Raw genomic sequence first — 11,742 nt, 5'->3', positions numbered from 1 at the left:
CCTCGGGATCGGCGATGGAGGCCGAACGTGACCGTCAGAAGAACCTTGATCGACCCATGTAGGGCCCGGCTCGGCGGTATCGCCGCCCTCGCCGTGGCCGCCGTGATGATGTTGGCCGCGGTGACCGGCACGGCGCTGCCGGCGCGGGCGGCGACGTCCCTGCGCGGCCTGGCCGAGGCGAAAGGCCGTTACTTCGGTACCGCACTGACCGTGGCCGACCTCAGCGTCAGCGGCGAGACCGGCATCGCGGGGGCCCAATTCGACATGGTGACTCCCGGCAACGAGATGAAATGGGACACCACCGAGCCATCGAACGGGTCCTACAACTTCGGCCCCGGCGACCGGATCGTGTCCTTCGCCCAGTCCCACACCATGCGGGTACGGGGGCACAACCTGGTCTGGCACTCCCAGCTGCCGTCCTGGGTCAGCGCCCTGCCATTGAACCAGGTCCAGGGGGCGATGGAAGCTCACATCACCACCGAGGCCACGCACTACAAGGGCAAGGTGTACGCCTGGGACGTCGTCAACGAGCCGTTCAACGAGGACGGCAGCCTGCGCAAGGACGTCTTCTACAACGCCATGGGCAGCAACTACATCGCCGACGCGCTGCGCACCGCGCATGCCGCGGATCCCAACGCCGCGCTGTACCTGAACGACTACAACATCGAGGGACAGAACGCCAAGAGCAACGCGATGTACTCGCTGGCGCAGTCGCTGCTGTCCCAGGGCGTGCCGCTGAACGGCATCGGGTTCGAAAGCCACTTCATCGTCGGCCAGGTGCCCTCGTCCATGCTGTCCAACATGCAGCGGTTCGCCGACCTGGGGCTGGACGTGGCGGTCACCGAGCTCGACGATCGCATCCAGCTGCCGGCCGGCAGCACCACCCTGCAGCAGCAGGCCACCGACTTCGGCGCCGTGACGAACGACTGCCTGCAGGTCTCCCGCTGTGTGGGCGTCTCGCAGTGGGGCGTGGACGACGGGCACTCCTGGATTCCCGGCACCTTTCCCGGCTACGGCGCCGCCACAATTTACGACTCCGATTACCAGCCCAAGCCCGCCTACAACGCCGTCGTCACCGCGCTGGGCGGCTCCTCATCCGGCGGCGGTTCCACGGGCGAACTGCACGCGGTCGGCGCGGGCAAGTGCCTCGACGTGCCGAACGCCGCCACCGCTCAGGGCACCCAACTGCAGATCTACGACTGCTGGGGCGGGTCCAATCAGCTTTGGACGCGCACCTCCGGCGGGCAGCTGACCGTCTACGGCGGCGGCTCGACCATGTGTCTCGACGCCTACGGCAACCAGACCTCCCCGGGCACCGAGGTCGAGATCTGGCCCTGCAACGGCCAGGCCAACCAGCAGTGGCAGGTCAACTCCAACGGCACCGTCACCGGCGTGCAGTCCGGCCTGTGCCTGGACGTGACCGGAGCGTCGACGGCCAACGGCGCCCTGGTCCAACTGTGGACCTGCAGCGGCCGGTCGAACCAGCAATGGACCTTCGGATGAAGGGTTCCGCGCCACATCGTCTGCCAAGGAGTAGAACATTGCGGTCTTCATTCGTTCTCGGCTCGCCCCGTACGCCTCGGGGGCGGCGCATGCCGACGGCCGTCGCTCTTCACGTCCTGGTGATGCTGGCCACGGTGCTGGCGGCCGTGGTGACCTGGTCGGTGCCGGCGTCGGCGGTCGGTACCGGTCCCTGCGACATCTACGCGTCGGGCGGTACGCCGTGCGTCGCCGCGCACAGCACCGTGCGCGCGCTCTACGGCTCGTACAGCGGCAACCTGTACCAGGTCAGGCGGTCCTCGGACAACAAGACCAGGGACATCGGCGTGCTGGCCACGGGCGGTTTCGCCAACGCCGCGGCCCAGGACTCGTTCTGCACCGGCACGTCCTGTGTCGTCACCGTCGTCTACGACCAGTCGGGGCACGGCAACGACCTCTGGTACCAGGGACCTGGAGGAGTCGGCGGCTCCGACACTCCCGCGAACGCGACGAGCGAGTCGCTGACCGTCGGCGGTAGCAAGGCCTACTCGCTCTACATCAACGCCGGCAACAGCTATTGGCGGAACGGCTCGTCGTCGGGAGTCCCGACGGGTAGCACGCCCGAAGGCATGTACATGGTGACCAGCGGTACCCACGTCAACGGCGGCTGCTGCTTCGACTACGGCAACAGCGAGACGGACCGGAAGGCCGACGGTCCTGGCGCCATGGACGCGATCAACTTCAGCACCTCGTGCTGGTTCGGCGGGTGCTCCGGGTCCGGGCCCTGGGTCCAGGCGGATCTCGAGTGGGGCCTGTTCCCCGGCGGGAGCACCTCCTGGAACCCGAACCAGCGGGCCTTCACCAGCAGGTACGTCACGGCGATGCTGAAGAACAACGGCACATCGCGATTCGCGATCAAAGGCGCCAACGCCCAATCCGGCAGCCTGACCACCTTGTGGGACGGGGCGCTTCCCAGCGGATACAGCCCGATGAAGAAGCAGGGCGCCATCATCTTGGGAAGCGGCGGTGACTGCTGCAACGGCAACACCAACCTGAGCGTGGGGACCTTTTATGAAGGCGCCATCGTCTCCGGCTATCCGTCGGATGCCACCGACAACGCCGTGCAGGCCGACCTCGTGGCCGCCGGTTACGGGTCCGGCGGCGCAGGGGGTGGTGTTCCGAGCGGCTATCACCGGCTCGTCGTCGGCAGCGATGGTCTGTGCCTGGACGTGTACGGCAACAGCGGCGCCGCGGGCGCGGCGATCGATCAGTGGACCTGCAACGGCCAGTCGAACCAGCAGTTCCAGTTCCTGCCGGGCTCGAACGGCTATGGGGAGCTGCAGGCGCAGAACTCCGGTCAGGTCGTGGCGGTGGCCAACGGCTCGACGGCGCAGGGGATCCCGGACATCGTGCAGCAGGCCCGGAACGGGGCGGCGAACACGATGTGGCAGCCGATCCAGCAGTCCGACGGCTCGTATGAGTTCAAGAACCAGAACAGCGGTCTGTGCCTGGACGTCTACGGGGCCGGCGGCATCCTCGGCCAGCAGCTCGACCAGTGGCCCTGCAAGAACGCCTCTGGCACCAACCAGGACTTCGGCTTCGGCTGACGCCCCGGTCCGGTTCGGCCGGCCGCGTCTTCGGCTGCATCAGCCGAAGACGCGGCGCTGGATCTCGCGCCGGTAGTCCTCGAGGGTCTTGTCGAGGTGGACGGCGGCGGCCTGGGCCGCGGCATCCGGGTCGCCGTCGCGGATGGCCTGGTAGATCGCGGTGTGCTCCTCGATCGCCTCCTCCGCGTGGCCGCCGACCGTACCGTGCAGGCCGATCGTGCTGGACTGGTGCTGCAGGCGGCGGGCCTCGCGGACCGCCGCGACGAGGAACGGGTTGTGCGAGGCGGCGGCGATGCCCAGGTGGAAGGCGTCGTCACCCTGGTCGAACAGCGCCGCCCGCCCGGTCACATGCCCCTCCCGGCACGTCTCTGCGGCGGCCTCGATGGCGCGGAGCTCGGCGGGAGTGGCCCGGGTCGCGGCGAGCCGACTCGCCGTGGTCTCCTGGACCCGGCGGAACTCGAAGAGCATGTAGACGTGATCGAGGTCGGTCGGGAGGAAGAAACCCCCCCAACGCGATGAGCCCAGCATCCCCTCATCGTCGGCGACGTAGAGTCCGCGGCCCTTCTGGGCGCGAACCCGGCCGATCGCGGAGAGGATCTTGACGGCCTCCCGTACGACGGTCCGGCTGGTGCCCAGGCGCGCGGCGAGCTCGTTCTCGGTGGGCATCCGGTCGCCGGGCTGCAGGCGCAGGTCGGCGATGAGCTGGAGGACCTGCTCGGCCACCAGTTCGTAGCGTGGCCGGTACGCGCCGGTCCGCTGCGTGTCGCCGTCCTGCTCCGGGGTCGGCACCTCGGTCGCAGCCGGCTTGGCCGTGCCGTCCACCGGCGGGCCTCCTTCGTGGCGGTCCACCCGAGAGTGCGACTGACCCTCGGCTGTGGGAGAGCATACCTCTCAACCGATGCGACGGAAGATAAGTATGACTCATTCGCCCAGTCGGATATGGATGCACCAGGTAAATGGGCGATCAGTCTGCAATATGTCTCTCTCTGGTAACGCGGCCGTAGAAATAAGCCCGCTCATCCTCTTGACGCGACAGCGCTCCAGCGCTCTGATGAGGGGCCACGGCGGCCATCCGATCTCAGGTGGTCGCAGGGGTGGCCTCCGCATCGTCGCGGACCGCCTCTACCATCCGAACCTCGCACGATGAGTCAGACACATTCCTCCTCGGCCCGCCCCATCCAGGTCCGGCGGGCCCCACGACGTCAGTGGAGCAGCCGATGACGATCAAGGTTCGCGCCGACGGCGCGAGGAGATCAGGTAGAAGCCGCCGCCGCGCAGTGCTGCCGGTCCTCGGTGGCACTTTCGTGCTGGCGGTCGTCACGGCCTGCGGCGGCGGAGGGGGGACCGCCGGAGCGCAGGAAGGTTTCAGAAAGGCGCCACAGACCGGCGGGCCGCTGACGGTGTGGGTGGACTCGACTCGTCTGGCGGCCGCCCAGCTGTACCAGAAGCACCATCCCGCGGTGAAGATGAACATCGTCACCTATGACGGGGACGCCAACGGTTCGAACTACCTCCAGACCAAGGTGAGCCTGTTCAACCGGACCCGCAAGGGATGGCCGGACGTCGTCTTCAGCTCGCAGAACAACGAGGTCTCCTGGGCGGTGCGGGCGGGCTTCACCGCCCCGCTGAACAAGGGTCTGCTCCCGCAGTCCACCCTGGCCGGTTGGGCCCACGGCGCCAACGACCCGTGCACGGTGAACGGCACGCTCTACTGCCTGCGCAACGACCTGTCCCAGACCGTGCTCTGGTACGACGCCGGCCTCATGAGGAAGTGGGGCTACAAGGTCCCGGCGACCTGGGAGGACTACCAGGCCCTGGGCGAGAAGGTCGCCGCCGAGCACCCCGGATACCTGGTCGGCTCCGCGGGCGACGGCTTCACGCCGGAGATCTACATGTGGGCGGGCAAGTGCGGCGCCAACCAGATCACCGGTCCCAAAGCGGTCACGATCAACACGACGAGTGCGAACTGCACCCGGATGGCCACGTTGCTGGACACCCTGATCAAGAACCGCACGATGTCGACGAGCAGCGTCTTCAGCTCCGACTTCGACAAGAACCAGGCCGACAAGGTCCTCATGCTGCCCGGCCCGTCCTGGTTCGGCGGTTCCCTCTTCCAGGGCACCTTCAAGACCCCCGCCGGCCGGATAGGGATCGCCCCGATGCCCCAGTGGTCCGGCGACCCGGCCCCCTCCGTCGGCAACGTCGGCGGCGGCACCTGGCTGCTGTCGGCGCACAGCGCCCATCTGAAGGCCGGCACGGACTTCCTCACCTGGGTGACCACCTCGAACGACTACCAGGGCAAGGTCGCCCCCGGCTATCCGGCGTACACGGCCGCGGCCAAGGCCTGGCTGGCGAACCAGGCCTCCTCCCACTACTACGCGGGCGACATCGCCGGGCCGCTCCGGACGGCGGCCGGGCAGGTGTGGTCCGGCTGGGGGTACGGCCAGTTCAGCCAGGAGGCGATCTGGGCGGCCACCGTCACAACGGGCGTGACCGGGGGCAGGTCGATCGTCTCGTTGCTCCCCGCATGGCAGAACGCGATCGCGAACTACGCGCGGTCCGACGGATACAAGGTCGGCCGGTGAGCGGGCGGAGCGACGGCCGGGCACGACGGGTGTCGTGGCCCGGCCGGGCCGGACACGGTTTCGTTGCCCCGTACGTCGTGCTGCTGATCGCGTTCGGACTCGTGCCCACGGTCTACGCCATCTACTTCGCCTTCACCGACGCGAGCGAGCGCTTCGCCGGGCTGTCGAACTTCACCACCGCGGCGGCCGACTTCCGCTTCCTGCCGGCCATCGGCCACGTGGCGCTCTACCTGCTCGTCTGGCTGGTCTCGCTGGTGGTACTGGTCGTCGGGCTCGCGCTCCTGCTGCACGGCCTGACCGCCCGCGCGACCGACAGGACCCTGCGCTTCCTCTACTACATCCCCGGAGCGCTGGCCGGAGCGGCGAGCGCGATGGTCTGGCTGTTCATGCTCGACCCGACGGTGAGCCCAGTGAGCTTCCTGCTGCGCGCCCTCGGCCTCGACACCTTCGGCCAGGTCATCGCCCCCGGGCACCTGCCGATGCTGCTGGCCGTCATCGCGTTCTGGACGGGCGCGGGCGGCTGGATCGTGGTCATGTACGGCGCGCTGAACAACATCTCCCCGGACCTGCTGGAGGCGGCCCGGATCGACGGGGCCGGGCCCTGGCGGATCGCGCGGCACATCCAGCTCCCGCTCCTGCGCAAATGGATCGTCTACATGGTCATCCTGTCGTTCGCCGCGGGCACCCAGCTGTTCGTCGAGCCGCAGTTGCTGTCGCAGGCGAGCAACGGCGTGGCCGGCCGGGACTATTCGCTCAACCAGCTCTCGTACGACTTCGCCTTCCAGAACGACAACGTCGGCTCCGCAGCGGCCATCTCGGTCGAGCTACTGCTCGTCGGGCTCGTCGTCGCCGGCCTGTTCGTCGCCAGATCGGGGTTCTTCGATGCCGACTGACACCCGGCGGCCCGCCGGGGCCGCCCATGCCGGCACGGCCGTGGGATCGACTGCCCGCAGGGCCGGGCGGCCGAACCGCGCCCCACGCCGCAGGCCGCCGAACCCGCTTCGCGCCATGGTGCTCGCGGCGTTCCTGCTGTTCTTCGTGGTCCCGGTCCTGTGGCTCCTGCTGGCGGCCACCAAGACCGACGAACAGCTCGTCCACGGCGACCCGCTCTCGATCGGGTCCTGGTCCGCGCTGCGGCACAACTGGGACGCGCTGACGTCGTACCAGGGCGACGCGATCCTTCTGTGGCTGCGCAACTCCGCGCTCTACTCGTTCCTCGCACTCGCGATCACGCTCGGCGTGACGATCCCCGCCGGATACGCGCTCGCGATGACCGAGTTCCACGGCCGCCGCACGCTCCTGGTGGCGACCCTCGTCGTCATGCTCATGCCGAACGCGACGCTCGTGGTGCCGTTGTTCCTGGAGGTCAACGCCGTACATCTGGTCGGCTCGATGTGGTCGATCATCTTGCCGTACTCCTTCTATCCGTTCGGCGCATACCTCACCTACATCTACTTCAGCACCGCGATGCCCAAGGAACTGCTGGCCGCCGCGAAACTCGACGGCTGCTCGGAGTTCGGAGCCTTCCGCCGTATCGCCCTGCCCCTCGCCGCGCCGGTCGTCGCGCTGGTCGGGTTCTTCAGCTTCGTGACCAACTGGACCAACTACTTCCTTCCGTACGTCCTGCTGCCCGAGAGCGACCAGTTCCCGGTCCAGGTGGGCCTGGGCACGCTGCTGAACAACGTTCCCCAGTTCAATCCGACCGTCGGCTCGCTCGAGGTTCAGCGCCCCGAACTGGCGCTGGCCACGCTGCTGGCGATCACTCCCGTACTCGTCGTCTTCCTCTTCTCCCAGCGCTTCCTGGTCTCCGGAATGCTCGCCGGCGCGACCAAGAGCTGACCTCAGGCCGCGCCGCGGGCAAGACCCGCGTCTTCCGCCGTACGGCGGCACACACCCATGTGCCCCGCTGACCGCGGGCGCGACCGCGCCCTGAAATGGAGAACTCCCGGATGCACCCCGTCATCACGGCCTCGGTACCGCTGCTCGAACCACCGGGCTGGGCGATAGCGCAACGCCGGCTGTTCGAGCTGCTCGACTACGCCTGGCGCCGGTTCGAACGCGACTTCACCGGCCCGGACGGACGCCTGCTCTACCACGGCCGGCTCACCTCACGCGACGGCGTGGACGACTTCTACGAGGCCTTCTTCAACTGGCCCCAGCTCTACCTCCTCGGCGGGGCCGACGACCTGCTCGCCGCGTCCGAACGGCACTGGGAGGGAGTCACCCGGCAGCTGACCGAACTGGGCATGCTGCGGGACGAGTACGAGCGCGGTTACGACTGGTTCCATCAAGGCGAGAGCCTCCTGCTGTTCTACTTCCTGTGCATGGCCGCCCCCGAGCGCTGGACCGAGCGAGCGCTGCGGTTCGCGGACCTGTACGTCGATCCCGCGCACGGCAACTACGACCCCGAGCACCGCGTCATCCGCCGACCGCACAACGGCGCCGACCCATGGCGGGAAGGGCTCTTCGACGGTGACGCCTATCCCTGGCTGTCCGAAGAGGCACGGATGTACGGCTTCCCGCTGGAATGGGTGCTGCCGGCCGATGCGGAGCCGGAGCAATCGGACCGCGACCCGCGGCTCGGCGAGGAGATGCGCCGCAGGATGGGCACCGGAGACACCGCGGTCAACCTGGCCGCCTCGGGCCTCGTCCTCAACGCCCTGATCCTCTCCGGCGAGCCGCGCTACCGCGACTGGATCGCCGAGTACGTCGGCGCGTGGCGCGAGCGGGCCGCCGCCAACGACGGCGTCCTGCCCGACAGCGTCGCCCCGGACGGCACGGTCGGCGGCCTGCTGGAAGGCCGCTGGTACGGCGGCCACTACGGCTGGTCCTGGCCGCACGGCTGGTACAGCGTCGGGCACGCCGCGATCGTCGGCGCCCTCGCCGCGGCCGCCGCCACCGGCGACGATTCCCATCTCGACCTCGTACGTCCGGCGCTGGACGAGATCATCGCCCACGGCAAGGTGATGGCCTTCACCGAGGCCGACTCCAGCCTGGGGTCCAAGTGGACCGTCCAGCTCGAAGACGACGTCCACACGCCTACGCTGCACGTGCCGTTCCGGTACGGCGACCGCGGCTGGTTCGACTACAACCCCATGCTGATGGCGGTGCCCACCGCGCTTTGGCACCATTCCGCCTCTCGCGCCGACCGGGACCGCATCGAGCGCCTGCGCGCGGCCGCCGGTTACGACTGGTGCACGGTACGCGCGTTCCGCAGCAAGGAGGAGGCCGGGCACGAGGAACCGTGGTTCGTCTTCCTCGCCGGCGACGACCCCGGATACCCGGAGCGGATCCTCGCGGCCGCACAGGCCCAGGTGCGGCATCGGCTGGCCCGCATGGAGCGCTACCGCGGCATGGACGTGCCCGAAGCCGACATTCACGTGTGGCAGCAGTCGAACCCGGTGGTCACCGAGGCCCTGGTCCAGCTGACCTGGGGCGGCCCGCAGGTCGTCTACAACGGCGGCCTGCAGCAGGCGCGGGTGCGCTACTACGACGCCGACGCGCGGCGCCCGGGCCTGCCCCTCTCGGTGGCTGCGCTCGTGTCCCGCATCGACCCGGAGGCGACCGTCGTCGACCTGGTGAACCTCGACCCGCGGTCGACGCGCCGTGTCATCGTGCAGGCCGGAGCGTTCGCGGAGCACACCATCGGCACGGTGCGCCACACGGTCTGCGACGACCCGTCCTGGATCGGCGACATATACGACTACGGGCACGGCCGACCGGTGGTGACGTCGGAAGAGACACGCGTCGACGATTCCTGGCTGCTCGTGGTGCTGCCCCGGTCGACCCGGATCCGCCTGACGCTGGGACTCGACCTGCGCACGCGCCCGCCGTCCTATCGGACGCCGTTCGACGCGCAGTCGTCCGGGGAGTCGTCATGACGAGACGACCGCCCGCCGTACCGCCTCCTCCCTTCACAAGGAACACGAAAGGACCCGTAGTGACGCGCTCAGCCCTGTTCGTCCCGACGCGGCCCGCCCGCCCCGAGGACGAGAACTGCCCGCACGCGGCCTCGCCCCGCGAAGGGGAACCCGCATGAACGCTCGACGCGTCGCCTACGCCGGGGCACGGCGGCTGGCGATCGAGACCGCCGGACTCACGCCACCGCCGCCGGGGCACGTCCGTGTCGACGTCGCCTACACCGGAATCTGCGGTACGGACCTGCATATCTTCCACGGTGACATGGACGGCAGGGTGGACCCGCCGTGTGTCATCGGCCACGAGATGTCCGGCCGGATCGCACAGGTCGGCTCCGGTCTCCGCGACTGGCGGCCGGGCGACCACGTCACCGTCATGCCGCTGGTTCCCTGCCGGACCTGCCCGGCGTGCCGGGCGGGCCACGCGCACATCTGTCACCGTCTGGTCTTCCTCGGAATCGACGCGGCCGGATCCATGCAGAACAGCTGGACGGTCCCCGCGGCCGCACTGGTCCGGCTCCCTCAGGACCTGGCTCTGGACCAGGCCGCTCTCGTCGAACCCACCGCCGTGGCCGTGCACGACGTACGGCGCGCGGAGCTGCGGCCGGGGGAGAAGACGATCGTGGTCGGCGGCGGTCCGATCGGGCTGCTCATCGCGATCGTCGCCCGCCGGTCCGGTGCCGACGTGTTGCTGGTGGAACCCGACCCGTACCGCCGCTCCGTGGCCGAAGGGCTGGGGCTGACCGTCGCCGACCCGAGCGGAGCGGGCCTCACCGAGATCGTCGAACGGTGGACCGGCGGGGCGGGCGCCGCGGTGGCGTTCGAGGTCTCCGGTGCGGCGGCCGCCGTCGCCACCGCCGTCGACTCACTGGCCACCCGCGGCCGGATGGTCCAGGTCGCCATTCACCCCGTCGCGCGCGAGATCAGCCTGCACCGCTTCTTCTGGCGCGAGCTGACCCTGCTGGGCGCCCGCCTGTACGACCGGGCCGACTTCGAGACGGCCGTGGGCCTCATCGCGGAGGGCGAGATCCCCGCCCGGACGCTGATCTCGCGGATCGAACCCCTCGACCGTGCCGCACAGGCCTTCGCGGCGCTCGAATCGGGTGCGGGCGTCATGAAGGTCCTGGTCGACTGCAGGGCGAACGGAAAGGCGGACGCCCGATGACCCGACCCGGCCCGCAGGCCTTCGACCTGAGCGGGAAGCTCGCGGTGGTCACCGGCGCGCGCCGGGGGATCGGCCTCGCCATCGCCGAGGCGCTGGCCGCCGCCGGGGCCGACATCGTCGCGGTCAGCGCGCACCTGGAGCGCTCCGGAAGCGACGTAGCGGCCCGGGTCACCGCGCTCGGCCGTGAGTGCCTGGCGCTGAGCGCCGACTTCGCCGACCGTACGGCCGTCGCCGACCTGGCCACCCGGCTCGCGGAACTCGACCGGCCGGTGGACGTCCTGGTCAACAACGCGGGCACGATCGTCCGCGCTCCCGCCGCGCGGCACTCCGACGCCGACTGGGATCACGTCATCGCCGTGGACCTCAGCAGCCAGTTCACGCTCACCCGCGAGGTCGGCCGCCGGATGCTGGAACGCGGACAGGGCAAGATCGTGTTCACCGCGTCGCTGCTCAGCTTCCAGGGAGGGATCTACGTACCCGGATACGCTGCGGCGAAGTCGGGGATCGCGGGCCTGACCCGTGCGCTCGCGAACGAGTGGGCCGGGCACGGAGTGAACGTCAACGCGATCGTGCCCGGCTATGTCGAGACCGACAACACTCGCGCGCTGCGGGAGGACCCGGCCCGCCACGCGGCGATCCTCGATCGGATTCCGGCCGGGCGCTGGGGACGGCCCGAGGACTTCGGCGGCGTCGCCGTGTTCCTCGCCTCGGCCGCCTCCGACTATGTGCACGGCGCGCTGATCCCGGTCGACGGCGGCTGGCTGGGTCGGTGAGCGGGCCGACACCGTACACCCCTCGATGAGGGGGCCTTGAAACGGCGTTTCCTTTCAGTGGTGGACGGGGCCGCGCCGGCGAGGCGTCGGCATGATGGGCTTGGGCGGGCGCCGACGGGAGCTGCTCCGCGGAGGCGCCCCTCCCGGGCGGGAACCTGGTCGACTCGACACCATCGGTTCCTTCCCGGGAGGGGCACCGGGCTCACCTACACGCCG

General features: G+C 69.6%; 9 protein-coding genes. 8 read left to right on the top strand and 1 reads right to left on the bottom strand.

The features are described from left to right. Nucleotides 1-27 precede the first annotated feature (27 nt). Nucleotides 28-1,503: an endo-1,4-beta-xylanase gene (locus tag ABD978_RS27735; protein WP_345360797.1), complete on the top strand. Its 1,476-nt coding sequence runs from the start codon at nt 28-30 to the stop codon at nt 1,501-1,503. A gap of 38 nt (nt 1,504-1,541) precedes the next feature. Continuing rightward, nucleotides 1,542-3,086, top strand: a complete 1,545-nt coding sequence (locus ABD978_RS27730) for an arabinofuranosidase catalytic domain-containing protein (protein ID WP_345360794.1) — start codon at nt 1,542-1,544, stop codon at nt 3,084-3,086. Nucleotides 3,087-3,125: 39 nt separating this feature from the next. Here ABD978_RS27730 and ABD978_RS27725 read toward each other — a convergent pair whose 3' ends face one another. Then, nucleotides 3,126-3,908, bottom strand: coding sequence for a FadR/GntR family transcriptional regulator (locus tag ABD978_RS27725; RefSeq protein ID WP_345360792.1), 783 nt, complete (start codon nt 3,906-3,908; stop codon nt 3,126-3,128). Between the two features lie 395 nt (nt 3,909-4,303). Here ABD978_RS27725 and ABD978_RS27720 point away from each other — a divergent pair, with 395 nt between their 5' ends. The 6 genes from ABD978_RS27720 to ABD978_RS27695 all read left to right on the top strand — a co-directional run bounded on the left by ABD978_RS27720 (nt 4,304) and on the right by ABD978_RS27695 (nt 11,526). Next, complete coding sequence (locus tag ABD978_RS27720; protein WP_345360790.1) at nt 4,304-5,671, top strand: ABC transporter substrate-binding protein; 1,368 nt, start codon at nt 4,304-4,306, stop codon at nt 5,669-5,671. Then, entirely contained in the window at nt 5,668-6,564 is an 897-nt protein-coding gene (locus ABD978_RS27715) for a carbohydrate ABC transporter permease (protein ID WP_345360787.1), read from the top strand. The genes ABD978_RS27720 and ABD978_RS27715 overlap by 4 nt, the downstream gene beginning before the upstream one ends. Beyond that, nucleotides 6,554-7,510, top strand: a complete 957-nt coding sequence (locus tag ABD978_RS27710) for a carbohydrate ABC transporter permease (protein WP_345360784.1) — start codon at nt 6,554-6,556, stop codon at nt 7,508-7,510. Before ABD978_RS27715 ends, ABD978_RS27710 begins: the two co-directional genes overlap by 11 nt. A gap of 110 nt (nt 7,511-7,620) precedes the next feature. Continuing rightward, the gene (locus ABD978_RS27705; RefSeq protein WP_345360781.1) at nt 7,621-9,552 is read left to right on the top strand and encodes a DUF8034 domain-containing protein; all 1,932 of its coding nucleotides are present in this window, start codon (nt 7,621-7,623) and stop codon (nt 9,550-9,552) included. A gap of 154 nt (nt 9,553-9,706) precedes the next feature. Further along, on the top strand, nt 9,707-10,753 hold the full coding sequence (locus tag ABD978_RS27700) for a zinc-dependent alcohol dehydrogenase (protein ID WP_345360778.1): 1,047 nt from the start codon (nt 9,707-9,709) through the stop codon (nt 10,751-10,753). Next, entirely contained in the window at nt 10,750-11,526 is a 777-nt protein-coding gene (locus tag ABD978_RS27695) for an SDR family oxidoreductase (RefSeq protein ID WP_345360775.1), read from the top strand. Before ABD978_RS27700 ends, ABD978_RS27695 begins: the two co-directional genes overlap by 4 nt. The last annotated feature ends 216 nt before the right edge of the window (nt 11,527-11,742 follow it).

The organism is Actinoallomurus liliacearum, assembly GCF_039542035.1.
Lineage (GTDB): Bacteria > Actinomycetota > Actinomycetes > Streptosporangiales > Streptosporangiaceae > Actinoallomurus > Actinoallomurus liliacearum.
This window is presented reverse-complemented; position numbering and strand designations above follow the sequence as displayed.